The 25,444-nt window shown below is 70.4% G+C and carries 23 protein-coding genes and 1 pseudogene; 11 read left to right on the top strand and 13 right to left on the bottom strand.

The genetic code is table 11. The features are described from left to right. The first annotated feature begins 4 nt into the window (after positions 1-4). Both AB0H43_RS18350 and AB0H43_RS18345 read left to right on the top strand, forming a co-directional pair. Complete coding sequence (locus AB0H43_RS18350) at positions 5-2,485, top strand: GNAT family N-acetyltransferase (protein WP_360000553.1); 2,481 nt, start codon at positions 5-7, stop codon at positions 2,483-2,485. A gap of 84 nt (positions 2,486-2,569) precedes the next feature. Continuing rightward, on the top strand, positions 2,570-3,991 hold the full coding sequence (locus AB0H43_RS18345; protein WP_360000552.1) for an AAA family ATPase: 1,422 nt from the start codon (positions 2,570-2,572) through the stop codon (positions 3,989-3,991). On the opposite strand, the gene AB0H43_RS18340 is transcribed toward AB0H43_RS18345, so the two are convergent. After that, positions 3,988-4,548 (bottom strand): winged helix-turn-helix domain-containing protein, encoded by a 561-nt coding sequence (locus AB0H43_RS18340; RefSeq protein WP_360000551.1) that lies wholly within the window; start codon positions 4,546-4,548, stop codon positions 3,988-3,990. The genes AB0H43_RS18345 and AB0H43_RS18340 overlap by 4 nt on opposite strands. Before the next feature lie 56 nt (positions 4,549-4,604). On the opposite strand from AB0H43_RS18340, the gene AB0H43_RS18335 reads away from it, so the two are divergent. After that, the gene (locus AB0H43_RS18335) at positions 4,605-5,501 is read left to right on the top strand and encodes a S41 family peptidase (protein WP_360000550.1); all 897 of its coding nucleotides are present in this window, start codon (positions 4,605-4,607) and stop codon (positions 5,499-5,501) included. Here the strand turns inward: AB0H43_RS18335 and AB0H43_RS18330 are convergent. Continuing rightward, positions 5,476-7,653: a germacradienol/geosmin synthase gene (locus tag AB0H43_RS18330; RefSeq protein ID WP_360000549.1), complete on the bottom strand. Its 2,178-nt coding sequence runs from the start codon at positions 7,651-7,653 to the stop codon at positions 5,476-5,478. The two genes, AB0H43_RS18335 and AB0H43_RS18330, sit on opposite strands and share 26 nt — an antisense overlap. Positions 7,654-7,918: 265 nt before the next feature. Between AB0H43_RS18330 and AB0H43_RS18325 the strand changes: the two genes are divergently transcribed. Genes AB0H43_RS18325 through AB0H43_RS18310 form a run of 4 tightly spaced genes read left to right on the top strand, consistent with a single transcriptional unit; the run spans position 7,919 to position 12,617 of the window. Then, positions 7,919-9,346: a family 2B encapsulin nanocompartment shell protein gene (locus tag AB0H43_RS18325; RefSeq protein ID WP_360000548.1), complete on the top strand. Its 1,428-nt coding sequence runs from the start codon at positions 7,919-7,921 to the stop codon at positions 9,344-9,346. Next, positions 9,339-10,481, top strand: coding sequence for a polyprenyl synthetase family protein (locus AB0H43_RS18320; RefSeq protein ID WP_360000547.1), 1,143 nt, complete (start codon positions 9,339-9,341; stop codon positions 10,479-10,481). The genes AB0H43_RS18325 and AB0H43_RS18320 overlap by 8 nt, the downstream gene beginning before the upstream one ends. Before the next feature lie 6 nt (positions 10,482-10,487). Further along, complete coding sequence (locus AB0H43_RS18315) at positions 10,488-11,822, top strand: hypothetical protein (RefSeq protein ID WP_360000546.1); 1,335 nt, start codon at positions 10,488-10,490, stop codon at positions 11,820-11,822. 27 nt (positions 11,823-11,849) lie between these two features. Continuing rightward, complete coding sequence (locus tag AB0H43_RS18310) at positions 11,850-12,617, top strand: hypothetical protein (protein ID WP_360000545.1); 768 nt, start codon at positions 11,850-11,852, stop codon at positions 12,615-12,617. Here AB0H43_RS18310 and AB0H43_RS18305 read toward each other — a convergent pair. From AB0H43_RS18305 to AB0H43_RS18290, 4 genes are all read right to left on the bottom strand, one after another. Further along, positions 12,614-13,186, bottom strand: coding sequence for an HhH-GPD-type base excision DNA repair protein (locus AB0H43_RS18305; protein WP_360000544.1), 573 nt, complete (start codon positions 13,184-13,186; stop codon positions 12,614-12,616). The two genes, AB0H43_RS18310 and AB0H43_RS18305, sit on opposite strands and share 4 nt — an antisense overlap. 122 nt (positions 13,187-13,308) lie before the next feature. Then, positions 13,309-14,115: an SAM-dependent methyltransferase gene (locus AB0H43_RS18300; protein ID WP_360000543.1), complete on the bottom strand. Its 807-nt coding sequence runs from the start codon at positions 14,113-14,115 to the stop codon at positions 13,309-13,311. Positions 14,116-14,158: 43 nt separating this feature from the next. Continuing rightward, positions 14,159-15,040, bottom strand: coding sequence for a helix-turn-helix transcriptional regulator (locus AB0H43_RS18295; RefSeq protein ID WP_360000542.1), 882 nt, complete (start codon positions 15,038-15,040; stop codon positions 14,159-14,161). Between the two features lie 103 nt (positions 15,041-15,143). Then, positions 15,144-15,386 (bottom strand): DUF397 domain-containing protein, encoded by a 243-nt coding sequence (locus tag AB0H43_RS18290; RefSeq protein WP_360000541.1) that lies wholly within the window; start codon positions 15,384-15,386, stop codon positions 15,144-15,146. A 238-nt stretch (positions 15,387-15,624) separates the two neighbouring features. Here AB0H43_RS18290 and AB0H43_RS18285 point away from each other — a divergent pair, with 238 nt between their 5' ends. Further along, positions 15,625-16,371 carry a GGDEF domain-containing protein gene (locus AB0H43_RS18285; RefSeq protein WP_360000540.1) on the top strand — a complete coding sequence of 249 codons (747 nt, stop codon included), beginning with the start codon at positions 15,625-15,627 and terminating at the stop codon, positions 16,369-16,371. Between the two features lie 27 nt (positions 16,372-16,398). On the opposite strand, the pseudogene AB0H43_RS18280 reads toward AB0H43_RS18285, so the two are convergent. Next, positions 16,399-16,704 (bottom strand): annotated as a pseudogene (locus AB0H43_RS18280) (VanZ family protein); the annotation flags it as partial. Between the two features lie 197 nt (positions 16,705-16,901). On the opposite strand from AB0H43_RS18280, the gene AB0H43_RS18275 reads away from it, so the two are divergent. Next, positions 16,902-18,377, top strand: coding sequence for a methyltransferase (locus AB0H43_RS18275; protein ID WP_360000539.1), 1,476 nt, complete (start codon positions 16,902-16,904; stop codon positions 18,375-18,377). Positions 18,378-18,522: 145 nt separating this feature from the next. Here the strand turns inward: AB0H43_RS18275 and AB0H43_RS18270 are convergent, their stop codons facing one another. Beyond that, positions 18,523-19,299, bottom strand: a complete 777-nt coding sequence (locus tag AB0H43_RS18270) for a sporulation protein (RefSeq protein WP_360000538.1) — start codon at positions 19,297-19,299, stop codon at positions 18,523-18,525. A gap of 134 nt (positions 19,300-19,433) precedes the next feature. Here AB0H43_RS18270 and sigB point away from each other — a divergent pair, with 134 nt between their 5' ends. Beyond that, positions 19,434-20,405, top strand: coding sequence for an RNA polymerase sigma factor SigB (gene sigB, locus AB0H43_RS18265; RefSeq protein ID WP_360000537.1), 972 nt, complete (start codon positions 19,434-19,436; stop codon positions 20,403-20,405). A 168-nt stretch (positions 20,406-20,573) separates the two neighbouring features. On the opposite strand, the gene AB0H43_RS18260 is transcribed toward sigB, so the two are convergent. Genes AB0H43_RS18260 through AB0H43_RS18245 form a run of 4 tightly spaced genes read right to left on the bottom strand, consistent with a single transcriptional unit; the run spans position 20,574 to position 23,313 of the window. Continuing rightward, entirely contained in the window at positions 20,574-21,149 is a 576-nt protein-coding gene (locus AB0H43_RS18260; protein WP_360000536.1) for a DNA-3-methyladenine glycosylase I, read from the bottom strand. Then, the gene (locus tag AB0H43_RS18255; protein ID WP_360000535.1) at positions 21,142-21,486 is read right to left on the bottom strand and encodes a DUF3099 domain-containing protein; all 345 of its coding nucleotides are present in this window, start codon (positions 21,484-21,486) and stop codon (positions 21,142-21,144) included. The genes AB0H43_RS18260 and AB0H43_RS18255 overlap by 8 nt, the downstream gene beginning before the upstream one ends. A 4-nt stretch (positions 21,487-21,490) precedes the next feature. Continuing rightward, on the bottom strand, positions 21,491-22,405 hold the full coding sequence (locus AB0H43_RS18250; RefSeq protein WP_360000534.1) for a PfkB family carbohydrate kinase: 915 nt from the start codon (positions 22,403-22,405) through the stop codon (positions 21,491-21,493). Further along, entirely contained in the window at positions 22,405-23,313 is a 909-nt protein-coding gene (locus AB0H43_RS18245; RefSeq protein WP_360000533.1) for a pseudouridine-5'-phosphate glycosidase, read from the bottom strand. Before AB0H43_RS18245 ends, AB0H43_RS18250 begins: the two co-directional genes overlap by 1 nt. 90 nt (positions 23,314-23,403) lie before the next feature. On the opposite strand from AB0H43_RS18245, the gene AB0H43_RS18240 reads away from it, so the two are divergent. Next, positions 23,404-23,649 carry a DUF3039 domain-containing protein gene (locus tag AB0H43_RS18240; protein ID WP_360000532.1) on the top strand — a complete coding sequence of 82 codons (246 nt, stop codon included), beginning with the start codon at positions 23,404-23,406 and terminating at the stop codon, positions 23,647-23,649. 55 nt (positions 23,650-23,704) lie between these two features. On the opposite strand, the gene AB0H43_RS18235 is transcribed toward AB0H43_RS18240, so the two are convergent. After that, entirely contained in the window at positions 23,705-25,444 is a 1,740-nt protein-coding gene (locus AB0H43_RS18235; RefSeq protein WP_360000877.1) for a DEAD/DEAH box helicase, read from the bottom strand.

Genomic DNA, 25,444 nt, shown 5'->3' with positions numbered 1-25,444 from the left:
CCTCATGCGGGATCCCGTGGATGTGCTGCTCTCCGACGGCTCGACGGTCCGCATCCGGCCGATCGACCCGTCCGACGCGGAGGCCATCGTGGCCATGCACGGCCGGTTCTCCGAACGCACCCGCTACCTGCGCTACTTCTCGCCGTACCCGCGGATTCCGGCGCGTGACCTCGACCGGTTCGTCAACGTCGACCATCGCGACCGCGAGGCGATCGTCGTCCTGCACGGCCGCCCGGACGGCAGCGCCGAGATCATCGCGGTCGGCCGCTACGAGCGCCTCGGCGCGCAGGCGCCCGACGCCGAGGTGGCGTTCGTCGTCGCCGACGCCTTCCAGGGCCGCGGCATCGGCTCGGTGCTGCTCGAACACCTGGCCGCCAGCGCCGAGCCGGCGGGGATCACCCGGTTCGTCGCCGAGGTCCTCCCGGAGAACGGCGCGATGCTGCGCGTCTTCGCCGACGCGGGCTATCAGGTCACCCGCGAATACGCGGACGGCGTCGTCCACCTGACCTTCCCCATCGCGCCCACCGAACGGTCACGGCGAGTCCAGGCCGACCGCGAGCGGCGTACGGAGGCGAGGTCGGTGGCGCGACTCCTCCGGCCACGGGGGATCGCGGTCTACGGGGCCTCCAGCTCCGGGTCCGGCGTCGGCGCCGCGCTGGTCCGGCACATCTCCGAGTCATACGCACACCGCCCGCACCTGATTCACCGTGGCGAGTCTCTGTCTTCTGTGGACGAAGACGTCGACCTGGCGGTGGTGGCCGTCCCACCGGCCGAAGTCCCCTCGGTCGTCCAGGACTGCGCGGGGCGGGTGGCCGGACTGCTCGTGGTGACGGAGCTGGATCAGAGTCGGCGCCGGGAGCTGGTCCGGGCGGCTCGTGCGACCGGCATGCGGGTCATCGGCCCGAGCAGCCTCGGCATCGCCGCCCATGGGCTCAACGCCACGCTGTCACCGCAGCTGCCGTCGCCGGGCCGGGCCGCCCTGTTCTGCCAGTCCGGCACGCTCGGACTGCTGCTCATGGCGGAGGCGGGCCGGCGTGGCCTGGGCGTGTCGAGCTTCGTCAGTGTGGGGCAGCGCGGCGACGTCTCCGGCAACGACCTGCTGCAGTACTGGGCGGGCGATCCCGACACCGACGTGATCCTGATGTACCTGGAGACCTTCGGCAATCCGCGGAAGTTCGCCCGGATCGCGCGGGAAGTCGGGCGGGAGAAGCCGATCGTCGTGCTGTCCGGGCGTACCGGGCTGGGGTCCACCTTGGATCCCTCGGCGATGCAGGCACTCGGCGAGCACTCGGGGGTGATCCAGGTCGACACCGTCGCCGAACTGGTCGACGTCGGCCTGCTGCTGACCGGTGCGCCGATGCCGTCCGGCCGCCGGGTCGGGATCGTCGGCAACGCCGCTCCACTCGCCTCGCTGGCCAGTTCGGCTCTGGTATCGGCGGGGCTGGCGGTCGGGCCGGTCGCCACCGTCGGGCCCTCAGCGGCCGAGGAGGAGTTCACCGCCGTCCTACGATCCACCCTGACCGCCGACGAGACGGACTCGCTGCTGGTCGTGGTGGCTCCACCGCTGCCGACCGGGGCGATGACGCTGTCCGACTCGGGGGCCGCCCCCTACGCGGAGGCCATCGCCGACGCGGCGGCCGGGAGCGAGAAGCCGCTCGTGGCGACCTTCCTCTATGGGCGGGCGCCCGAAACGGTGCCGAGCTATCCGTCGATCGAGGAGGCCGTCCGGGCGCTCGCCCGGGTCAGCCGCCGAGCCATGTGGCTGCGCGAGTCCGAAGGCGTCATCCCGCCGTCACCCGTCTCGGCCCCACCGCCGGCGGTCTCCACTGTGGAGGAGGCGCTGGCGGCGTACGGGATCGAGGTGGTGCCGCACCTGCGCGCGCGGGGCCTCGACGAGGTCGTCGCGGCGTACGCGAAGTTCGGCGGGATTCCGGTCGCGCTCAAGGTGGTGGAACGACCGCATCGCATCGACCTCGGGGCAGTCCGCCTGGACGTCGACGACGAGGCTCAACTGCGCCGGGCGTACCAGGATCTGGAGGGGCTCTTCGGCGCCGGAGTCGAGATCTTCGTCCAGCCGATGGTCGCCCCGGGCGTCGCCTGTGTCGTCGAGCTGGTCGACGATCCCGCTTTCGGTCCGGTCGTCGGCTTCGGCCTCGGCGGGGTCGTGGCCGACCTCGTCGGCGACCGGGCCTGGCGAGCCGCGCCGTTGACCGATCGCGACGCCTTCGACCTGGTACGCACACCGCGCGCCGCTGACCTGCTGACCGGAGCGGCCGGCGGCACTCCCGTACGCGTCGCCGACCTGGAAGATCTGCTGCTCCGCGTCGGTCACCTGGCCGACGAGGTGCCTCACGTCCGCCGCCTCACCTTGAACCCGGTGCTGGCCCGCCCCGACGGGTACGCCGTCCTCCACGCGTGGGGCGTGCTGGAGGAGCCGAAGCCGCGCCCGGACACCGGCCCGCGCCTTCTCCCACCAGCCCGCTAGGGTTGTCCATGATACGCTCATGCGTGAGTCAATCATCGGTGAAAGACTCACATGTGAGCGTATCGTGCGAGGGTGGTGAGCCACATGGATGGATTCGTCGGTCGCCGGACGGAACTGGCGCAGCTCACCAGGCTTCTCGATCGCGTACGCTCCGGCGGCCGGACGGGGCGCCCAGGCCGGGCGCTGCTCATGCGCGGACGGCGCCGGGTGGGCAAGTCCCGCTTGGTCGAGGAGTTCGTACGCCGAGCCGGCGTGCCGCACGTCTTCTTCACGGCGTCCGCCCAGCCGTCGGCCGAGGCTGAGCTGCGCCTGTTCATCCAGGCCGGTCGGGAATCGGATCTGCCGCGGGCCACCATGTTCGACGGCCAGGAGCCGAGCACCTGGGACGCCGCGTTGCGCCTGACGGTCGCGGCGATGCCCGACGATCAGCCGAGCGTCCTCGTCCTCGATGAGATGCCGTATGTCATCGCCACCGATCCCGGGTTCGAGGGCACGCTGCAGAAGATCTTCGATCGCGAGCTTTCCGCCAAACCGGTGCTGTTGATCTGCGTCGGATCTGATCTGGCCATGATGGAGGCGCTCAACGAGTACGGCCGGCCCTTCCATCAACGTGCCACTGAGATGGTGGTGCCGCCGCTCAGTCCGGCCGACGTCGGCAGCATGCTGGATCTGCCGCCCGCGGAGGCGATCGACGCGTACCTGGTGTCCGGGGGACTGCCGCTGGTACTCGACGAATGGCCACCCGGTGCGTCGGTGGACGAGTACCTGGCGGACGCGGTGCCGGATCCCACTTCGGCGCTGCTGGTCAGCGGTGAGCGGGCACTCGCCGCCGAGTTCCCGCCCGAATCGCAGGCTCGGCTTGTGCTGACCGCCCTGGGCAGCGGCGAACGGGCCTACAGTCCGATAGCCCGCGCTGCCGGAGACATGTCGCACGCGTCCTTGACCCGAGCCTTGGCTTTGCTCACCGCCAAGCGAGCCGTGCACGCCGTCACGCCGTTGTCGACACAGCCGTCGAAGGAGACGCGATATCTCATCGCCGATCCTCATCTTCGCTTCTGGCTCGCCTTTCTCGGCCCCTATCTGACCGAGATCGAACGTGGACGCGGCGACCTCACGCTGGCCCGGATCCGCAGATCCTGGACGGATTGGCGCGGCACGGCAGTCGAGCCGGTGATCCGCGACGCGCTCGGCCGGATGCCCGGCGACGTCCTGCCCGCCGGCACGGAGGTGATCGGCGGCTACTGGACGCGGACCAACAATCCGCAGATCGACCTCGTCGGCGCGGATCGTGGGCCGATCGCCAAGAAGGTCACGATGGTGGGCTCCGTCAAATGGCTGGAGCGGCGTGCCTTCGACTCGCACGACTTAGCCGATCTCGTGGTCCACCGGTCGAAGCTGCCGGGTGCGGACGCCACAACGCCGTTGATCGCCGTCTCCCGTAGCGGATCCAGCGTCGACGGCGCCCGCCTCGTCGGGCCGGCGGACATCGTCGGGGCCTACCGCTAGACGGAGGACGCCTCGCCGGGGGGTGTCTCGCCGGCGGGCGCTTCCGGTGCGGGCGCTTCCGCGGCGGGCACGAACAGGCCGGTGAGCAGCCGATAGCGAGGCTCCGCCTCGTCTGCCTCTTCGACGCCGTCCACCAGGTCGGAGAGTGTCGCGGCGAGCTGGGCGGCCTGGGCGCGGGTGAGGTGGACCTGCCGCAGGACGAGGAACGGATCGGGTTCAGCCGCCTCGATCTCCTCGGACAGCACCCGCAACGTCAGCGCCTTCTGGGCGATCGCCTGTTCGCCGGTGAAGTGCAACTTCCGGGCGCTCCGTTGGTAGTACTGCTCGGTGCCGCCGCGGACGGGCTTGGTGTACGCGATCGTCACCATTCCGGCCTCGCGCAGGACGCCGAGGTGGTGGGCGATGTTGCCCTTGCGTGTCCCGAGCGCTGTGGCGAGCTGGCTGATCGTGGCCTGTTTCCGGCCGAGCGCGAACAGCAGGCGCAGGCGCGTCGGGTGGCCCAAGGCGGCGTACTGCGCGGCCGAGGAGACTTCCAGGACGTCATCCGGTTCGGTCATGCATCAAGTGTCAAGGACTCTTGACGCTTAAGTCAAGATCGTGCTTCACTTCCGGCATGACAATCGTGGAGAAATTCCAGGACCTGCTGACCGAGCACTACGTCTTCCCGGAGGCAGCGAAGAAGATCAACGAGATTCTGGCCGAGGGCATCGCGTCCGGGCGCTACGCCGTGGACTCCGAGGCCGAGCTGGCCGCCCTGGTGACCGAAGACGCGCAACGGGTGAACGGGGACAAGCACCTCCGTCTGCTGCACCACGTGGAGGAGTTGCCCGAGCCGGCCGACGAGAGCAGGGCGGCTCAGGAGGCGGCCTTCCTCGCCGAGATGGTCAACGTCGCCGCACGGACGGCGTCCGGCATGCACCGGGTCGAGCGGCTCGACGGCAACATCGCCTACCTCGACATCCAGCCGCGCCTGCTGCCCGCGATGATCACCGCGGAGGCGATCACGGCCGCGATGACGCTGGTGGCAGATGCCGACGCGCTCGTCATCGACGTGCGCGGCTGCGTCGGCGGCGAGCCCGCGATCGTGGCCCACCTGCTGAGCTACCTGTTCGACGACGAGGAGACCCCGCTGACCGGGATCTACGAGCGGGCCACCGACTCGACCCGGCAGTGGTGGACCTTCGCGACCGTGCCCGGCCGGCGCTACGGCGGAAAAAAGCCGGTCTACGTCCTCATCGGACCGAAGACGTTCTCGGGTGGCGAGCAGGTCGCGTACGACCTGAAGGTGACCGGCCGGGCGACGCTGGTCGGGCAGACGACCCGCGGCGGCGCGCACCCCCGCATCGGCCTGCGCCTGACCCCGCACCTGGAGGCGAGCATCCCCACCGCGCGAGCGGTGCACCCGTCGACCGGCACGAACTGGGAAGGCGTCGGCGTCGCCCCCGATGTCGAGGTCGACGCCGACGCCGCTTACGAGACCGCCCTCAGCCTGGTCCGGCGAACGAACTGAGCGACGGGAGCCGGGCGGCCGAGGTGCCCAACCCGGTCGGCATCGGGATCGACGGCTTCGGCGAGGCGTACCGCTCCCGTAAGGACGCCTCGTCGTAGCGGGTGGTCCCCTGATGCCACCGCAGGATGCCGGCCATCCAATCGCGCAGCTCGTCGGCGTAGCTCAGCAACGCCGTGCGGGCTTCCGGCGAGAGCCGCTGGTCGTCGAACAGCCGTGGCAGGTCCTCCGCGACGAGGTGCTCGAACTGGCGTAACCGGGCCTCCATGAGGTCGGCGGTGATCGCCGAGGCGGTGAGCGCGTCGCAGTTCAGGAACCGCTGGATCACCAGGACGCCGTTGGCCAGCTCACCCTCGTACTGGATCTCCTTCTGGTAGGAGAACAGGTCGTTGGTGAGACAGGCGTAATCGGCCGCCGAGTCGTCCAGGGCCTGCATCGGACGAGTCTGGTACACCTCGGCGGGGACGACGTCGGACCGGCTGATCCGGCACAGGCTCATGGTGAGCTGCGAGCCGAAGGTGAACCGCCGCATCTCCAGGTAGTCCACCGGGTCGGCGATCCGGTTCTGGCTCTGCTGCAGCAGCTCCCATCGCCAGCTGTCCACCATCCCCAGGACGGCGTCCCGGAACTCGTGCCGGGATCGGTCGTCCATCGTGATCGCGGTCCGGGCCCACAGATCGGCCAGCCCCAGCTCGACGGGGTTGGCCGGGACCACGCCGGAGGCCGGCCCGGTCAACGGCATGAACTGCCGCATCCGCTGGGTGAACGCCTTGGCTCCGGCGAAGTCCCGCGTACGCCCGAAGACGAGCGGGAAGTAGTCGTCGCCGTAGGTGCCCCAGGTGAGCCAATGCGACGACAGGTCCAGCTCCGGGCCCGACGCTCGCCAGTGCAGCATGGCGGCGCAGTACGCGAAGTCGAACCCGGCCGCCAGCGGCTCCGTCCACAGTCCGCTGCCGAGCAGTCCCGGCGTCGGGCTGAGCATGCCCATGCGGGCCGCCCAGTCGAGCGTGTTACGCCGGGCGGCGTGCAGATGCGGGCTCTGGCGCGTCGCGTACGGCATGGGGATCGCGGGGAGCGGGAGGTGGCCGACGGCCTGGTGGGGCACGTGGGTGAAGCTGCGCGTGAGCCCGGCGAACGCGCTGGGCGGGACTGGGAGGGAGGATTCGGCCAGCTTGTTCATGTAGCGCGACGAGCGCAGGTGCCATTCGTGGCCTCCGCTCTGCCAGTCCTGCAGCCCCTGGACGTAGCGGAGGGTGTCGGCCTGCCCGGCCGGGTCGAGGTAGTGCTCGGCGAACAGGCCGGGCAACTCCGTCAGCGCGGTGTTCTCGAACTGGTGCAGCCGCGAGGTGAGCAGATCGTTCACGGTGTCGGCGGCCTCCTGCGGAGAGCAGCCGAGGAAGTGCTCGACCACCAGCACCCCGTTGTTGACCTCACCCTCCTGTTCGGTCTCCCGCTGGTAGGAGAAGATGTCGTTGCGGAGATGGACGCCGTCGGAGAAGGTGTCCCGCAGGACGCGCAACGGCCGGGTGCGGGCGACGGCCGCCGGGACCTCCGCCGCGACGGCGAACTCGACGAGCCCGGCCGACCAGGGAGCGCCGCCCACCTTGCGGCGCATCTCGACGTATTCGACCGGGTTCGGGATGCGCTTCTCGCTGATGTTGCCCAGCTCCCACAGCGACTCCTGCAGCAGGTGCAGGGTCGCCTCGGCGAAGCGTTCCCGCCAGGCGACCGACATCGCCGGAACGGTCCGGGTCCACAGATCGGCCAGCCCTCGCTCGACCGCGTTCGCCGGAGTCGGCATCGATTCGTCGCCGATCGGCATGAACGCGGGTAGCCGGTCCAGATAGGACTTAGCGCCTTCCCGGTCCTGCGTTCGCTTGTAGACGTCCAGGAAGTGGTCGTCGAAGAAGAACACCCAGACGTACCAATCCGTCACGAGCTCCAGACGCTCCGCCGAGGCGTCGGGGTGGGTGTACGCACACAGCAGCGGGTAGTCGTGAGAGTCGTAGGTCTGCTCGTCCCAGATGCCGGAGCCCTCGATCATCTCCATCTCACGAGCCCAGGCCTTGCTGTGGACGCGGGCGCGATCGAGGTGGGGATTCAGCCGGGCCGGGTGCGGGACGTAGAACTCCGGCAGCCGGAATGGTTGTGTCATGGGCAGCGACCCTTCTTCGTCGGACGGAGCCGGAGAACCAGCACCGCGGCTCCCCTGATCCCACCCCATCAAATCGCCCAGAGCACGCGATTTCACCTCCAATGGTGATTTAGCTTGACACTCCTGCCAAGGCCGCTGATCTCATTGCGCCAAGCGGCCCGTACCGCCGCCCGCCGGAGGCATTCGGATCGAGTGCCCGGCGTCAGCTCCACCATCGCCGGGGACCGCCGGCGGTGTCCCTCGAAGCAGATCGGACGGTGGCGAAATGACGATCCTGGACGCTCCGAGCCAGCCCATCGAAGCGGGGTCGGAGTCCCCGAACGGCCGGTCGAGCCTGAGTACCGCAGCGGCGCGGAACCTGGCGACGACCACCAAGTCCGTCCCGCAGATGCAGGAGATCACCTCCCGCTGGCTGCTCCGGGTGCTGCCCTGGCTCCAGGTCACCGGTGGGGCGTACCGGGTGAACCGGCGGCTCACCTATGCCGTCGGCGACGGCCGGCTGACCTTCACCAACGTCGGCGACCAGGTCCGGGTGGTCCCGCCGGAGCTGCGAGAACTGCCACAGCTCCGCGACTTCGACGACATCGAGGCGCTGGACGCGCTGTCCCGGCGCTTCGCCCAACGGGAGTACGCCGCCGGCGACACGATCGTCGAGGCCGGCGCACCCGCCGACCAGCTCTACCTGATGGCCCACGGCAAGGCCGACAAGGTCGGGCTGGGGGAGTACGGCGCCAAGGCCGTCCTCGGCGTGCTGGCCGACGGCGAGTACTTCGGCGACCGGGTCCTCCTTGGGTCGGACCTGACCTGGGAATACTCCGTACGCGCGGCGACCGCCTGCATCGTGCTGAGCCTGCCGCGCCGGTCCTTCGAGGAACTGGCCGAGCAGTCTCCGTCGCTCGCCGAGCACCTTCGGCGGCTCCGCAGCAGCCGGGTGCCGCGGCAGAACCGGCACGGCGAGGCGGAGATCGAGCTGTCCGCCGGGCACGACGGCGAGCCGATGCTGCCGAGCACGTTCGTCGACTACGACATGTCGCCGCGGGAGTACGAACTCAGCGTCGCGCAGACCGTGCTGCGGATCCACACCCGCGTCGCGGATCTCTACAACCATCCGATGAATCAGACGGAGCAACAATTGCGATTGACCGTTGAGGCTCTTAAAGAACGACAGGAGTTCGAGATGGTCAACAACCGCGAGATCGGTCTGTTGCACAACGCCGATCTCAAGCAGCGCATCCACACGCGGACCGGGCCGCCCACCCCGGACGACTTCGACGAGCTGCTCAGCCGCCGGCGCAGCACCCACGTGCTGCTGGCGCATCCGCGGGCGATCGCCGCGTTCGGACGGGAGTGCACCCGGCGCGGCATCTACCCGGCCACGATCGACTTCCAGGGCCACCATGTGCCATCTTGGCGCGGCGTGCCGTTGCTGCCCTGCTCGAAGATCCCGGTGACCGACACGCACACCACGTCGGTCATCGCCATGCGGCTCGGCGAGGACGAGCAGGGCGTCGTCGGGCTGCAGCAGACCGGGATCCCGGACGAGTACCAGCCGAGCCTGTCGGTCCGCTTCATGGGGATCAACGACCAGGCGATCATGTCCTACCTGGTCAGTGCGTACTACTCGGTGGCGGTTCTGGTCCCGGACGCGCTCGGGGTCCTCGAGAACGTCCAGATCGGCTACTTCCATGACTGAGCGCCCGGTCGACGCCCCGGCTCGTTCGCGTACGCCGGAGGCGGACGCGGGCTCGGGCGCCGGGCGCGTCGCACCGGTGCAGCCCACTCCGGCGGCTCAGGTCGCCAGACAGGCCGTCGACTCGGCTCGCGCGCTCGCCGAGCCGGCGTTGCGGGCCGCCGTCGACTCGATGCCGGCCGTGCTGCGGCACGCGTCCGGGTATCACTTCGGCTGGTGGGACCGGCACGGCATCCCGGCCGCGCACGGCCACGGCGGCAAGTCGTTGCGCCCGGCGTTGGTGCTGCTGGCGGCGCAGGCGGTGGGGGGCGCACCGGCCGCCGCGCTGCCCGCCGCCGTCGCGGTCGAGCTGGTGCACAACTTCTCGCTCGTCCACGACGACGTCATGGACGGCGACGAGACCCGGCGACATCGGCCGACGGTGTGGAAGGAGTTCGGCGTCGCGCAGGCCATCCTGGCCGGCGACGCCCTGCTCACGCTCGCCTTCGACACGCTGGGCACGCTCAGCGGGCCGGCCGACTCCCGGGTGGCCGGCCCCACCCGGGCGCGGCTGGCGCAGAAGATGTTGTCGACCGCCGTCGGTGATCTGCTGCACGGCCAGGGCGAAGACCTGGCCTTCGAGTCGCGCGACGACGTGACCACCGCCGAATGCCTGGCCATGGCCCGGCGCAAGACCGGAGCGCTGATCGAGTGCGCCACCGGTCTCGGTGCCCTGCTCGGCGGCGGCACCGCCGAGCAGGTCGCCCGGCTCCGGGGATTCGGCGCCGATCTCGGGCTCGCCTTCCAGATCACCGACGACCTGCTCGGCATCTGGGGCGATCCCGCGATCACCGGCAAACCGGTCTACTCCGATCTGCGGAGCCGGAAGAAGAGCCTGCCCGTCGTCGTCGCGCTGCGTTCGGGCGTGCCCGCCGCCCGGCCGCTGCTCGAGGCGTACGCCAAGGAAGAGGAGCTGAAGGAGGCGGAGCTGGAGCAGCTCGCGGCGGCCGTGGACGCGGCCGGCGGGCGGCAGTGGTGCGTGGCGCAGGCGAGCGAGTTGATCAGCCGGGCGTTGGACCGGTTGCACGACGATCCGCCGCTGGCCCGGACGCTGGAGCTGACCGCGCTCGCGCGGCTGCTCACGCAGCGGGATCGGTAGCGAGCCGTGCCCAGCGCCTGGCTGCTCGCGCTGGCGCTGACCGCCGGGGTGGTCGCCGGACCGGCCACCACTCCGGCGGCGGAGCCGATGTGCCGCAACGGTTTCGTCCTCGTCCAGGACAAGACGCTGCTGCGCTTCGACGAGAACGCCCACGGGTACGCCAAGCTCGGCGACCTGCCCCGGCCGGTGAACGCGCTCGGCTACTACTCGGATCTGGGGTACGCCATCTCCGGCGGGCAGACCGTGACCGTCGATGCCGCCGGTCGCCTGACCCCGGTGGGCCCGGCCGTCGTCCCGGGCGCGTATGCCGGAGCGGTCGCGGGATCGGATTGGCTGCTGCTGGACGGGCCGGCCCTCGTCGACGTGCAGCTCCCGACGCTGAAGGTGGTGCGGCGGGTCCAGTTGACCGAGCAGGTCGATCTGGGCGACTGGGCGGTGAACCCGCTCGACGGCGCGCTCTACGGGCTGGCCGTCTCGCCGACCCGGCTCGTCCGCGTCGATCCCGCTTCCGGCCGGGTCACCACGACAAGTCTGCCTAATGTGGAGGGTGTTGCGTTCGGGGCGGTGTCGATCAGCGCGTTCGGCGTACTGCTGGCGCTGGAGAACTCGTCGGGCCGGATCTACCGGATCCCGTTGACCGACGCGTCGCGGGCGACCTTCACCGAGGCCGGGGTGACGGCGTACCACGCCGACGCGGCGGCCTGCCCGGTCCTCTGGGACTACGGCTCGTCCGAGAACGGCGACGCCCCGCGCAACACGGTCACCACGCTCGGCGTGCTGGGCATCGGGGCGGCGGTCGGCCCGGACGACGGGGTCACGACACCGGTCATCGCCGCGGAGGCGACGTCCTGGCAGGTCACGGTTGCGGTGCGCAACACCACGCCGGAACCGGCGCTGCTCGCGGGCTGGCTCGGCAACGCCCGCGCCATCGCCGAGGTCCCACCCGGGGCGGAGTCCGCCGTCCTGTCCTGGCCGTCGATCAGCGTTCCGCGCACGGCCCGCGCTCTGCGGCTGCTCCTCCGGTTGTACGCCGGAAGCCCGGCCGTCGTCGCGCCGACCGGATCGGCCTCCGGCGGCGAGGTCGAGGAGTACGCCGTCGCAGTCCGCTGGCCGCAGCCGGCACCCTACATCCCCCCGTCGCCGTCACCTCCGGCCGCCCGGCCTTCTCCGTCCACAGTGGTTTCGTCGGTGCCGCCGCCTTCGCCTTCACCGGTGGCGTTGGCCGCGGCCCGGCGGCCGCCACCGCCACCGGCGCCGCGCCGGAAACTGCCCCTGACCCTGACCTTCTTCGCCGGTCTGCTCGTCCCCGCGATCACCCTCGCGGCTCGCATACGCCGATGACTGCACTGTCGATCCGAGGGGGCCTCGATGGATGTCATGCTCGCCGGAACGCTCGTGACGCTGGGGGCCGCCGCCGTGTCGGCGGGCGGATTCCTCCTGGTCTCCAAGTTCGTCCCGGACCGGTGGCTCGTCGCCGACTCCGACGCCGCCAGCGCGCTCTACGCCACCATCGGGATGGTCTACGCCATCCTCATCGCCATCGCCGCGATCGCCGTGTGGGAACCCCGCTCGGCCGCCGCGTCGAGCACCGACCTCGAAGCGGGCAGCCTCGTCGAGGCGTACTGGTCGGCCGATCAACTCGCCCCGGCCGACCGAGCCGAGGTACGCGGGCTGATCGTGGCGTACCTGGGGGAGGCTGTCGGTCCGGAGTGGATGCGGCTTCGCGTACGCCACGAGCCGGACGACCAGGCCGAGCTGCTCTTCACCCAGCTCCGTCGGCGGGTCGACGCGGTACGCCCGCAGACCGACCCGGAGCAGAACGCGTACGCCCAGCTCAGTGCGCAGATCAGTGCGGCGGCCGGAGCCCGGAGTGGGCGGCTGCAGGCGGCCGGGGAGGGGATGCCGGGCCTGCTCTGGCCGGTGCTCCTCGGCGGCGGCCTGGTCAGCGTGCTGTTCCTCTACATGTTCGGGCTGGAACGCACCTTCCCCAACGGGCTGATGATGGCGGTCGTCGGGGCGATGCTCGCGCTGCTGCTCTTCGTCATCTACCAGGTGGAGTACCCGCTCAGCCGGGCGTTCGCGGTCACCCCGGACAGCCTGGTGACCGCGTTGTCCCGGCTACGCGGGCTGCCCTAGGCCTTCGCGGCGGCCTTCGCGGCCTTCTTGTACTCGCGCACCTTCGTCAGCGAGGCCGCGTCGACGATGTCGGCCGCCGACCGGAACGACCCCACCTCGCCGTACGCCCCGGCCGCCTCCCGCCAGCCGTCGGGCTGCACCCCGAGCTGCTTGCCGAGCAGGGCGATGAGGATGTGCGCCTTCTGCTTGCCGTAGCCGGGCAGCGCCGTCAGCCGGTTGAAGAGGTCCTTGCCGTCGGCTGCCTCGCCCCAGATCCGGCCGGCGTCGCCGTCGTAAACGTCGGCCACGGCTTGGCAGAGTTGCTGCGTACGCTGCGCCATCGAGCCGTGGTAGCGATGGATGGCCGGGGGGACGGCGAAGATCCGGGCGAACTCCTCGGGATCGTGCCCCGCGATCGCCGCCGCGTCGAGGTGCTCGACGCCGAGCCGCTCAGCCAGCCGGTACGGCCCGGCGAACGCCTTCTCCAGCGGCTGCTGCTGGTCGAGGAGCATCCCGATGAGCAGCGCCAGCGGGTCGGTCGCGAGCATCTCGTCGGCCGCCGGCTCCTGAGCGAGGAAGAGCTTCGACATGGCCCCAGCTTGCCAGACCGCCACCGATGATCGGCGCTGGATCAGGGTTCCGTGTCGAATCATGCTCCAAGATTCGACCGGGAACCCTGATCCAGCGCCCAGAAGGCCGCCCAGAAGGAGTGCTAGTGCTTGAAGCCGACGCCGCACCACTCGGTGACGACGGTCTCGTCGTTGCCGTCCGGGCGCCACTGCGACACGGTCACGAAGCCGGGCTCGAGAACTTCCAGCCCTTCGAAGTACTTGCTGATGCCGGCGGGCGTACGCGCGCAGATCGGAGCCGATCCGCTGGAGTTCCACATCTGCATGGCGCGCTCGACTGCCTCCCGGTGGACCTCGGCCGTGGGATGCGACAGGACGAGGTAGCTGCCGGCCGGGACGGCGTCGAGGAGCTTGGTGACGATCGCGGCGGCCTCGGCGTCGTCGACGACGAAGTTCAGGATGCCGAGCAGCATGATCGCGATCGGCCGCTCGAAGTCGAGCGTACGCGCGGCGTTCTGCAGGATCGTCTCCGGATCGCGGATGTCGGCGTCGATGTAGTCGGTCGCGCCTTCAGGCGTACTGGTCAGGAGGGCACGCGCGTGGACGAGGACCATCGGGTCGTTGTCCACATAGACGATTCGCGCGGCCGGGTTGGTCTTCTGCGCGACCTCGTGTGTGTTGTTCGCGGTCGGCAGGCCGGTGCCGATGTCGAGGAACTGGTCGATCCCGGCGGAGCCGGCGAGGTGGCGGACCACGCGGCCGAGGAACTCCCGGTTGTAGCGGGCGGACTGCACCAGCTCGGGCATGAACGCCAGGACCTGCTCGGCCGCCTCGCGGTCGGCCGCGAAGTTGTCCTTGCCGCCCAGCAGGTAGTTCCAGAGCCGGGCGGAGTGGGCCACCGACGTGTCCAGCCGGGACAGCAGCTCGGCGTTCTGCGGTGCGTCGTTCACAGCTATGCACCTCGCATGAAGGGTTGGGGATCCATAGATTAGGTCACTGAGACAGATCAGCCGCGATTTTGCGGAGGATGTCGGGCGTCTGTTCCGGCGGGGCGGCCTCGATGCAGAGCGTCTCCATGACGATCTGGTACTGATCGACGTCCTCGCGCTTGTCCAGATAGATCGCGCTGGTGAGTTGCTCCACGTAGACGACGTCCGGCAGGTCCGGCTCGGCGAATCGCATGATGCTGAAGGCGCCGCCGTGGGCCGCGTGCCCGCCGATGACGAACGGCACGACCTGGATGCGGACGTTGGGCCGCTCGGTCGCCGCGATCAACGCCTCCAGCTGGGCGATCATGACCTTGCGCCCGCCGACCGGCCGGCGCAGCGCGCCCTCGTCCACCACCGCCCAGAACTGCGGCGCGTCCGGTTTGGCCAGCACCTGCTGGCGGGTCATCCGCAGATCCACCCGGCGTTCGATCCCCTCGGCCCCCGTACGCGCGTGTCCGAGGCTTACGACAGCGCGGGCGTAGTCGGCCGTCTGCAGCAGGCCTGGAATGAACTGGACCTCGTAGTTGCGGATGAGCGACGCCGCCGACTCCAGGCCGATGTAGGGCTGGAACCAGCTCGGCAGGATGTCGCTGTACCGGTGCCACCAGCCGGGCGCGTTCGCCTCCCGGGCCAGGGCGAGCAGGCGTTCGCGTTCGCCGCCGTCGGCCAGCCCGTAGTGGGTGAGCAGGTCGGCGACGTCCCGCTCCTTGAAGCCGACCCGGCCCAGCTCCATCCGGCTGATCTTGGATTCGGACGCCCGGATCTGCCAGCCGGCGTCCTCCCGGGAGATCCCCTGAGCCTCGCGCAACCGGCGAAGGTGCGCGCCGAGCATGATCCGCAGGGCGGTGGGGCCACCGCCGCTGCCGGCGTCGAACGCCGCGGCCATGGGCTCTCACCTCCCGGTTTTCCTGATCGTGATCTGAAGCATGCCTTATGTGGATGGACCGGCGGGTCACCGGTCCGGTGGTATGCGTGTCGGGGGCGCGCTGTCACGCCCCTCGGCTGTCGGCGCCCGGGACGAGGTCGTCGAACTCCCCGTCGCGTACGCCCGCGACGAAGGCCGCGATCTCGTCGGCGGTGAACACCAGCGCCGGTCCGTCCGGGTTCCGCGAATTGCGGATCGCCACGCCGGCGCCTTCCGGCAATCGGGCGACCTCGACGCAGTTTCCGCTCGCGTTGCTGCGCCCGCTCTTGCGCCAGGTGAGCTGCTGGCCCTGGCTTGCTTCAGTCACCAACTTCATTCCCTCCCCGCTGTCCGTCTGGCATCTGCACGTGCATCCGCTCTTGCATCTGCACGGTGCAGAGCGCATCATAACCCCAGTGACCTGGTACTGATCGTCTTCTGTGGATGGCGGCGAAGACCGCCGGAAGCCCGCATAAGCGGTCTGAGGTCCGCATATTCCATCGAACGGCCATAGTGCGACATCGGGCGGCCGACACTCTCGGCCCGCGCGAAAGGGGAACGCAGCCGTGAATCCAGCCGTCGTTGCGGTCGTTCTGACCGGTTTGGCGGGCGCGGGGGTGGCGATCTGGCTGGGCCGGCGGGTTCGCCAGGCCGAAGCGGCCGCTGTCGAACTGCGCCGCAAGGTGCTCGCCGAGCGCATCGCCGCCCGGCAGGACTCCCTGACCGGGCTGCTCAACCGGCGTGCGTTCTACGAGTTGGGGACGGCACTGCTCGCCGACCCGGCTCGGCAGCCGATGACCGCGGTGCTGATCGACGTCGACGGCTTCCACCGGATCAACCACGCGTACGGGCAGATCGTGGGAGACGAGGTCCTCGTCGCGCTCGGCCGGCGATTCGCCGACTACGTCGGCGGTCAGCTCGTGGCGCGGCTCGGCGGGGACGAGTTCGTGGCGCTCGTCCGCGGCTCGGGAGCGCATCCCGACGCCGATCGCCTAGAGGAGCTGCTGGCGACCCCGATCTGGGTCGGCGGCCAGGTCATCCGGGTCCGCGCCACCGTCGGAGTCTCCGGTGTGGCCGGTCCGGCCGACCTCACCCGCGCGCTGCGCCGGGCCGAGTCGATGCTCCGCCGGACCAAGATCGTCCAGCGGCGGTCGCGTACCGTCCCCGGCGCCACGCCCCGGACCACGGTCGCCGAGGGCAGCCCGCTCGAGCAGGCCCTCCTGACCGGGCACGAGCCGAGGGCCGAGGGTGGCACCGTCGATCCCGTCTACTGCCGGACCCGGGTCGTCGCCAAGCGGCGCCGGCGCCACTGACCGCCGCCACCAGCGCCGGGTCAGCAGCGCGCCCAGAGCCGCCCCGGCGGTGTTCTGGAGGACGTCGTCGAGGCTGGAGATCCGGCCCAGGTGGAGGGCGTACTGCGCGATCTCGATCGCGCCGGAGTAGACGGCGGCCAGCGTGACGATGCGCGGCAGGTTCGCCGCCCACCGCCAGCGCACCGGCGCCAACGCGCCCAGCGGCAGCAGGAAGACCAGGTTCGCGAAGATCTGCACGAACGCCTCCGCGCCGTCGCCGCGTACCTGGGCGAACAGGTCCACGAGCGGGCGCAGGCTGATCCGCTCGGGTCCGTGCAGCGGGGTCAGCGCCATCCACGTCCACGGCAAGGTGCCCACGAACATGCCCGCGAGCAGGGCGTCCGCGCGCCAGTCCCGGCCGCGTCGCTTACTCGCCCACACAAGTGGTACGCACACCGCGGCGACCCCGGCGGTGGAGATCAGGACGAGTCCCCAGCGCTGGATCAGTGCCGCTATCAGGTCCGAAGGCATGGTCCTGGCAGGATAGGGCAGTGACCGAACAGCAGGGCATCCTGGGCCGCGCCGGCCTCGATCAGCTGCGCGACGCGCTCGTCGACGCCGAGTTCACCCAGGCGGGAGTGGCCGCCCGGATCGGGCCGGAGGCGTGGGCCGCCGCGGAGCACGAAGACTTCCGGGCCACCCTGGCCGCGACCGACGGCGCCGACGACCCGCTGGGCGTGCTCGTCCGGGTGTTCCTCGCCGGGCAGACCGAGCGGGAGGAGACGGTCGCCGCCGCGCTCGGCAGGCTTCCGCTGCCGCAGGCGCTCGCCTCCGGACTGCTCGAACGGGCCGAGGGCGGCCTGCGCGCCGGGATCGACCTGGACATCTACGGCGACTGGTGGGTCGTCGCCGATCTGCCGGCCGCGGCCCGGCCGGGCCGTCCGCTCCCGGCCGATCACGTGCTCGGCGTCGGCATGGCCTCGATGACGCTCGCCGACGCGACCATCCGTCGCCCCGTCGGCACCGCACTGGACCTGGGCACGGGCTGCGGCGTACAAGCTCTGCACTTGTCGGAGCATGTGGAGGCGATCACCGCGACCGATCTTTCCGAGCGGGCGTTGCGGTTCGCCGCGACCACCGCGCACCTGAACGGATTGTCGTGGGAGCTGTTGTCCGGCGACATGTTGGCGCCGGTGGCCAGCCGGCGGTTCGACCAGGTGGTCAGCAACCCGCCGTTCGTGGTGGGGCCGGGCGTGACCACCCACACCTACCGTGATTCGGGGCGGCCGGGCGACGGCGTCTGCGCGGAGCTGGCGGCGGCCGCGCCTCGGCTGCTGAACCCCGGCGGCACCCTGCAGTACCTGGCGAACTGGGTGCACGTGGCGGGGGAGGAGTGGAGCGAGCGCGTCGCCGGCTGGTTCGCCGGGACCGGCTGCGACCTGTGGGTGATCCAGCGTGAGGTCACCGAACCGCTCGACTACGTACGCCTCTGGCTCTACGACGCGGCCGAGGGCCACGATCCGCAGCGGGCGGCGGCCTGGCTGGACTGGTTCGACCGGAACAAGATCGAAGCGATCGGGTTCGGCCTGATCAGCGCGCGGTACAGCGGTTCCGACGATCCGATCGTGGTCTGCGAGGACGCCTTCCAACGCCTCGACCAGCCGGTCGGCGCGCAGGTCGCCGCCTGGTTCGACCGGCAGGATCAACTGTCTGCAGTGGACCTTGAGGGCCTGCTCGACCTGCGCCTGCGTACGGCGCCGGGGTTGCGCCTGCGACAGGACGCCTCGATGAGCCCGGACGGCTGGGCCGTCGACCGGCAAGTCCTCGAACTGACCGACGGAATGCACTGGGCCGAAGAGATCGACCCACTGATCGTGTCACTGGTGGGCGGATGCGACGGGCACACCCCGCTCCGCGAACTCGTGGCGCTGCTGGCCGCCGCCCACGAAGCGCCCTTCGAGCTGCTGGCGCTGTCGCTGGCGGGCATCGTCCGCCACCTGATCACCCGCGGCCTCCTCCTGCCTTAGCCCGTTTCCGCCCCGGCCCCGCGGAGTTTTCCGCGCGATCATGAACTAACGGTCGTGATCTTGGTGGAATCGTGTGGGCGGGTGGGTGGCGGTGGCGTGTCCGCGGACCCTTGATCAATTCCCTCAGCGGGTGATCGACTTCGGCTCAGAAGAGGCCGCCGCGCCGGCACGACTCCATGATCCAGTCGTCCAGCGTGCCCTTCCAATCGGTGTCGCGCAGGGCCGAGTGGTCGACGACGAACCGGCCGAAGACCTCCCGGTTGGGGATGAGGCCGCCGCGCCGATCGAGTTCCAGGACCACCTGGGTCGAGACCGGGCCGGCCACGAAGGTGACTTCGAGCTGGTTGAGCATGGCGGCGTACTTGGCAGCGGGGTGGAACTCGATCTCCTGGAAGAACGGCAGCGTCTGGTCGACTCCGCGGAGCGTACCGTGCTCCACATCGGACCGGAGAATGCGGAAACCGAGATCCAGCAGGGCCTTGACGACCGTCTCCTGTGCCGCCAGGGGAGTGGTCTCGATCGGGTCGAGATCGCTGCGGTCGAACGCGCGGGCGACCTCCAACTCCGTACGCAGTCCCAGCTCGACCGAGCCGAGTCGCTGCCCGGCGATCATCGTCAGCGGAGCCTCGTAGGGGACGAGGTATTCGAACGGGAATTCGCGCTCCTCGCCCGGGGCCAGCCCGAACGATCCGGTCAACGCCTGGCGGGCGAAGAAGACGTCGTCGAAGTGGGTGTCGTCGCCGTCGACGCATACCTTTGTGGACAGTCCGAGGACGACCTTCGAGACGGTGACCGGGCGCGTGCCGCCGACCACCTGGACGACGCCGGTGACGTCGCCACCGGGCTGGGTTCGCTTGGCGTGCAACGTAGTGGCGACGCTCGGTCCACCGGCGCCGAAGACCTGGCGCAGCCGGTTCAACACGTTTTGTTCCTCCCCATGACCTTCACGTTCGCGGGCAAGCGTAAGCCACGCCACACTCCGGGTTGAGTCACCTCACCGTCACTTCACGCGCCCGAGTGCAAGCTCTTCTCATGTTCAGTGAACGGGGAGAGACGATGGACGACACCGCCGTAACGGTCATCACGAACGACCTGGACGCCGTCGACGAGCGCGGTGTCTCTTCGGACCTGGTCCGGGCTTACCTGAACGCGATCGGCAAGACCAAGCTCCTCACCGCGGAGCAGGAGGTCGAGTTGGCGCGCCGGGTGGAGGCCGGGCTGATGGCCGAGCACCTCCTGGAGGCGGCCCACGAGACGGGCTCCGTCTGCGAAGCCGCCAAGGACCTCACGATTGTGGTGGCCGAGGGACGTGCTGCGAAGGATCACCTGCTGGAGGCCAACCTCCGGCTCGTGGTCAGCGTGGCGAAGCGGTACACCGGCCGGGGGATGGCGTTCCTGGACCTGATCCAGGAGGGCAACCTGGGTCTGATCCGGGCGGTGGAGAAGTTCGACTACACCAAGGGCTACAAGTTCTCGACGTACGCCACCTGGTGGATCCGGCAGGCGATCACGCGGGCGATGGCCGACCAGGCCCGCACGATCCGTATCCCGGTGCACATGGTGGAGCAGGTGAACCGCATGGTCCGCGTACGCCGTGACCTCGCGGTCCAGCTCGGCCGGGAGCCTTCCATCGCGCAGCTCGCCGCTGCCCTGGAGGTCCCGGAGTACCAGGTCATCGAGCTGATGTCCTACGACCGTGAGCCGGTCAGCCTGGACCAGGCCGTCGGCGACGACGGCGAGAGCGCGCTGGGGGACTTCGTCTCCTGCGCCGCTCCGGCCACTGAGGACAGTGTGGCCATGGGGCAGCTGCGCGGCGAGGTGGCCTTCGTGCTCGCCACCCTCAGCCAGCGCGAGCAGGCCGTGATCCGGCTGCGGTTCGGCCTGGACGACGGCCGGCAGCGCACCCTGGACGAGGTCGGCAAGGAGTTCGGCCTGTCCCGCGAGCGCATCCGCCAGATCGAGAAGACGACGCTGTCGAAGCTCCGGCAGCCCGAGCGCGCCGGCCGCCTGGCCGTGTACGCCGCCTGACCCCCAGCGCCCCCACGACTCCAACGGCGCGTCGGCTTCGGCCGGCGCGCCGTTTCACGTCGACCAGTGCTCTAGTGATCACGGTGTCAAGGAGTCGATCAGGGCGCTGCGGACACGACACCACCACCCACCCGCCCCCACGATTCCACCAAGATCACGACCGTTGGTTCATGATCGTGCGGAAACCAGGGGGACGTGGCAGCCGGAGAGGTGGTCGTCGACCATGCCGGTCGCCTGCATGAGGGCGTACGCCGTCGTCGGGCCGAAGAAGCGGAACCCGAGTTTGCGCAACGCCTTCGCCATCGCCGTGGACTCCGGGGTGACCGCTGGGACGGCGCCCAGCGCCGCCGGGCGGGGCCGTCGCGGGGGCGCGAACGACCACAGCAACTCGGAGAGGTCCAGGGTGTCGGCGACTCGGGCGTTGTGCAGCGCCGCCTCAATCTTCGCCCGGTTGCGGACGATCCCCGTGTCGGCCATGAGCCGCTCGACGTCGTCCGCCCCGAAGCCGGCCACCGCCGGGATGGAGAATCCGGCGAACGCGGCCCGGAAGTTCTCCCGCTTCCGCAGGATGGTCAGCCAGGACAGGCCGGACTGGAACCCCTCCAGGGTGAGCCGTTCGAACAGCGCGTCGTCGCCTTCGATCCGCTGACCCCACTCGGTGTCGTGGTAGATCGCGTAGTCGGGCGTACTCGCGCCCCAGGGGCATCGGGCCAGCCCGTCCACGCCGATGATCAGCTCACTCATGGTCTGCGTCGATGGTCTTTCCGGTCGGCTTGGTGGGCAGCTCGCGCGGGGAGGTGCCGGTCGCGGCGCGCGGCTTGTGACGCCACCGGTGCTCCGGTTTGACCGGGCGGTCGTTGGCGACGAGGACGGCCATCCAGGGCAGCAAGACCATCCCGAGTCCGCAGAGCAGCAGCCACAGCCACAGCAGTGGGACCTGCATCACCGCCAGCACCGAGCCCACGATGAGGCAGACGGCCCGCAGCGACATCATGAGCAGATAACGGATCTCCCGACTGTGCCGCTGCTTGTCGAGGCTCGGCTCAGCGTCGGTGATCAGGATGGGGGCGTTGCGAGCCATGCACTCATAGTCCCACTTCTGAGGGAACGCGCACCGGCGGCCTGGCCCCCAGTGTCGTGACGGCCTGCGAGCCGAGTGCGGTGGCCGCGTTCAGCGCCTGTTCCGGCGAGGCTCCGGCGGCCAGCGCGCCGATCAGCCCGGCGGCGAAGGCGTCTCCCGCCCCGGTCGAGTCGAGGGGGCGTACCTCCGGTGCGGGCGCGGTCAGCAGCTCGCCGTCCGGCAGCGCCCAGACCGCCCCGCCCGCGCCGAGCTTGACGACCGCCGACCCGCCGACCGCGTCGGCCAGCCGGCGCGCCTGCTCCTCCGGGCTGCCTTCCCCGGCCAGGACGCGCGCTTCATCACTGTTCGCGAGCAGGACCTGCGCTCCGCGTACCCAGGAGAAGAAGAGCTCGGCACCCACCTGCTCGAGCGGGTGCGCGGAGGCCGCGTCGACGCTCACCGGGATGCCGCGGGCCAGCGCCTGGTCGAGCGCGTGCCGGCCCGCGGGCCGCGAGCCTGGATCAAGCAAGGTGTACGCCGAGAGGTGCAGTCGGCCGGCGTTGCTCAGCCCGGCCTCCACCGACTCCGGTGTGAGCAGCAGGTTCGCCCCACGGTCGGTGACCATGCTGCGGGCGTGCAGTGTCGAAAGGACGACGATGGCGCCGGTGGCCGCCCCGGGGCAGACCTGGGCGGCCACGCGGACGCCGGCCGCGGTGAGTTCGGCGACCCGCTCCCGGCCGGCCTGGTCGTCGCCGACCGCGCCGACGAGCACCACGTCGGCACCGGACGCGGCCAGCCAGGACGCGGTGTTCGCGGCCTGGCCGCCGCCCACGACCTGGATGTGCGCGGGCGTGTCCGAGTCCGGCGCGAGCGGGGCCAGCAGGGCGGCGAGGACGTCGGTGATGATGTCGCCGACGCAGCAGATGGTGGTCACCGGCATCACATCCGGCTGGCGGCCGCCGCGATCTGGGCGGCCAGCGCGGAGTTGTGAAGGATGATCCGCACGTTGACCTCCAGGCTCTTGCCGTCGGTGGCGGAGTGGAAGTGGGCGAGCAGGGCGGGCGTGACGTCCTTGCCCGTGATCTTGCGCTCGGCCACCAGACGCAGGCCGTCGGCGAGCGTCCGGTCGTGCAGGTCCGGATCGAGCTGCTCGTCGACGGGCAGCGGGTTGGCGACGATGAGGCCGGCCTCGTGCAGGCCCTGATCGTTCTGCGCCTTCATCACCTCGGCGATCTCGTCGGGGCTGTCGACCGACCAGGTCAGGTCGAAGCCGGAGTCGGTGATGAAGAACCCGGGGAAGCGGCGCGTGCGGTAGCCGAGGACGCCGACGCCGAGCGTCTCGAGGCGCTCCAGGGTCGCCCCGACGTCGAGGATCGACTTCACCCCCGCGCAGACCACCGCGATGGGCGTCTTGGCCAGCGTGATCAGGTCGGCGGACTCGTCGAAGGTCTGGTTGGCCTCACGGTGGACGCCGCCGAGCCCGCCGGTGGCGAAGACGCCGATGCCGACCGCCGCGGCGATGGCGGAGGTGCTGGCCACCGTGGTCGCGCCGTCGGCCTTCTTCGCGGCCGCGGTCGCCAGGTCGCGGACGGACAGCTTGACGACGTCGTCGCGGGTGGCGAGCCGGGTCAGCTCGTCGTCGGACAAGCCGACGATCAGCTCACCCTCGACCATGCCGATCGTCGCCGGAAGTGCGCCGTTCTTTCGGACGGTTTCCTCGATTTCGCGGGCAATGCGAAGATTGTCCGGTCGGGGCAGTCCGTGCGAGACGATCGTGCTCTCCAGCGCCACCACCGGCGAACCGTCCTCGACGGCGGCCGCCACTTCCTCACTCAACCTGATGCTCACGAGACCAACCTAGCGGGCGGGTCGGACACTCCGCCGCTGGTAGGTGCTATCCCACTCGCCGACTCGCCCAGACTCTGAGAGACTTGACGGGTGAGTACGACCCCTGAGACCGGCACGCTCATCGAAGAGCGCACCGACACTGATTATCGCCTCGTCGAAGAGGGCGACCACGAGCGCTTCTCGCACTACGCGCCGAAGGACAAGATCATGGCTGCCCTGGTCGAGGGCACCCCGATCCGGGCGCTGTGCGGGAAGGTGTGGGTTCCGTCTCGCGACCCCAGCCGCTTCCCGGTCTGCCCGGAGTGCAAGGAGATCTACGAGTCGCTTGAGGAGTGACACATTTCCCTGTGAAAGCCCCGCGTGAGCGGGGCTTCCTCATATCCGGGCCGGTTCAGGCCATCGTCTGGATGGTGGCGATCCGCTCCTCGAGCTGCTCGATCGTCGCCTGAGCGCTGGGCGGTCCACCGCAGAGCCGCCGCAACTCGGCATGGATCTTGCCGTGCGGCAGATTCGTCCGGTGGTGATGGGCCGCCACCAGCGCGTTCAGCTGCCGCCGCAGATGCAGGCGGCGCTCGGCGGCCGACATGTCCCGCGGCTGCGCCGGTACGCCGCCCGCGACCGCCGCGGTGGCGGCTGCGTTCGACCGCCGCCGCGCGGCGGCCACCTGCTCCGCCTGACGCTTCTGCAACAGCGCCGCCACCTGATCCGGCGTGAGGAGCCCGGGGAGCCCCAGGAACTCCTCCTCTTCCGGCGTACCGGCCTGGGCGGGCAGGCCGAACGTCGCGCCGTCGAAGATCACCTGGTCCAGCTCGGCGGTGGCCGACAGCGCCTCGATCTTCTTCGTCAGCTCACCGCTGGCGTCCTCGCTCTGCTGCGCGCGTTCGAGCAGGTCGTCGTCGAACCCCTCGCGCTTGTTCCGCGCGCCGAGCACGTGGTCGCGCTGCATCTCCATCTCGGAGGCCAGCCCGAGCAGGTGCGGGACGCTCGGCAGGAAGACGCTGGCCGTCTCGCCCGGGCGGCGGGCCCGGACGAACCGGCCGATCGCCTGGGCGAAGTACAACGGCGTCGAGGCGCTGGTGGCGTACACGCCGACGGCGAGGCGAGGGATGTCGACGCCCTCGGAGACCATCCGGACCGCCACGAGCCACCGCTCCTGGCCGGCGGCGAAGTCGGCGATCCGCTTCGAGGAACCGGCGTCGTCGGACAGCACGACGACCGCCTTCTCGCCGGTGATCCGTTCCAGCAGCTTCGCGTATGCCCGGGCGGCCTGCTGGTCGGACGCGATGACCAGGCCACCGGCGTCGGGCATCCCACCGGCCCGTTTGACCTGGAGCCGGGCGTCGGCGGCGCGCAGCACCTGCGGCATCCAGTCGCCGGACGGGTCCAGCGCCGTCCGCCAGGCCTGAGCCACGACGTCCTGCGTCATCGGCTCGCCGAGCCGGACGGCGAGTTCGTCCCCGGCACTCGTCCGCCACCGCGTCTCCCCGGAGTACGCGAGGAAGATCACCGGGCGTACGACGCCGTCGGTCAGCGCGTCGGCGTAGCCGTAGGTGGAGTCGGCCCGGCTGCGGGGCAGCCCGTCGGCACCGTCGCGGACATATTCCACGAACGGGATCGGGTTGTCGTCGGACCGGAACGGCGTGCCGGTCAGCATCAGCCGCCGCTCGGCCGGCTCGAAGGCCTGGAGTACGCCGTCGCCCCAGCTCCGGGAGTCGCCGGCGTGGTGGATCTCATCCAGGATGACCAGCGTCGGCTTCGTCATGGTCATCCGGCGGTGGACCATCGGCGCCATGCCGACCTGCGCATAAGTCACCACGACGCCGTGGAAGTCGCGGGAGGCGTGCCCGTCGGAGTTGCGGAAGGCCGAGTCGAGCTGGATGCCCACCCGGGCCGCGGCCTGCGACCACTGGGTCTTCAGGTGCTCGGTGGGCGCGACGACGGTGACCCGCTCGACGGTGCCGTGGGCGAGCAGTTCGGCCGCGATGCGAAGGGCGAATGTGGTCTTTCCCGCACCCGGTGTCGCGACCGCGAGGAAGTCGGGCGACCGGCGCCGGAGGTACTCGACGAGAGCTTTGCGCTGCCAGGCCCGCAGAGCGGGAAAGGTGTCCGGATCAGGCTTGGGGCGAGCGAT

Origin of the sequence: Hamadaea sp. NPDC050747, from assembly GCF_040654195.1 — a bacterium.
Classification (GTDB): Bacteria; Actinomycetota; Actinomycetes; order Mycobacteriales; family Micromonosporaceae; genus Hamadaea.
This window is presented reverse-complemented; position numbering and strand designations above follow the sequence as displayed.

What these genes read in the sequence shown, in the direction of transcription:
- AB0H43_RS18250 (WP_360000534.1), bottom strand. Translation starts at nt 22,405, where the DNA reads ATGCCGGTGACCACCATCTGCTGCGTCGGCGACATCATCACCGACGTC.
- AB0H43_RS18330 (WP_360000549.1), bottom strand. Translation starts at nt 7,653, where the DNA reads ATGACACAACCATTCCGGCTGCCGGAGTTCTACGTCCCGCACCCGGCC.
- AB0H43_RS18345 (WP_360000552.1), top strand. Translation starts at nt 2,570, where the DNA reads ATGGATGGATTCGTCGGTCGCCGGACGGAACTGGCGCAGCTCACCAGG.
- AB0H43_RS18335 (WP_360000550.1), top strand. Translation starts at nt 4,605, where the DNA reads ATGACAATCGTGGAGAAATTCCAGGACCTGCTGACCGAGCACTACGTC.
- sigB (WP_360000537.1), top strand. Translation starts at nt 19,434, where the DNA reads ATGGACGACACCGCCGTAACGGTCATCACGAACGACCTGGACGCCGTC.
- AB0H43_RS18350 (WP_360000553.1), top strand. Translation starts at nt 5, where the DNA reads ATGCGGGATCCCGTGGATGTGCTGCTCTCCGACGGCTCGACGGTCCGC.
- AB0H43_RS18295 (WP_360000542.1), bottom strand. Translation starts at nt 15,040, where the DNA reads ATGGCCGCGGCGTTCGACGCCGGCAGCGGCGGTGGCCCCACCGCCCTG.
- AB0H43_RS18310 (WP_360000545.1), top strand. Translation starts at nt 11,850, where the DNA reads ATGGATGTCATGCTCGCCGGAACGCTCGTGACGCTGGGGGCCGCCGCC.
- AB0H43_RS18340 (WP_360000551.1), bottom strand. Translation starts at nt 4,548, where the DNA reads ATGACCGAACCGGATGACGTCCTGGAAGTCTCCTCGGCCGCGCAGTAC.
- AB0H43_RS18320 (WP_360000547.1), top strand. Translation starts at nt 9,339, where the DNA reads ATGACTGAGCGCCCGGTCGACGCCCCGGCTCGTTCGCGTACGCCGGAG.
- AB0H43_RS18260 (WP_360000536.1), bottom strand. Translation starts at nt 21,149, where the DNA reads ATGAGTGAGCTGATCATCGGCGTGGACGGGCTGGCCCGATGCCCCTGG.
- AB0H43_RS18305 (WP_360000544.1), bottom strand. Translation starts at nt 13,186, where the DNA reads ATGTCGAAGCTCTTCCTCGCTCAGGAGCCGGCGGCCGACGAGATGCTC.
- AB0H43_RS18255 (WP_360000535.1), bottom strand. Translation starts at nt 21,486, where the DNA reads ATGGCTCGCAACGCCCCCATCCTGATCACCGACGCTGAGCCGAGCCTC.
- AB0H43_RS18325 (WP_360000548.1), top strand. Translation starts at nt 7,919, where the DNA reads ATGACGATCCTGGACGCTCCGAGCCAGCCCATCGAAGCGGGGTCGGAG.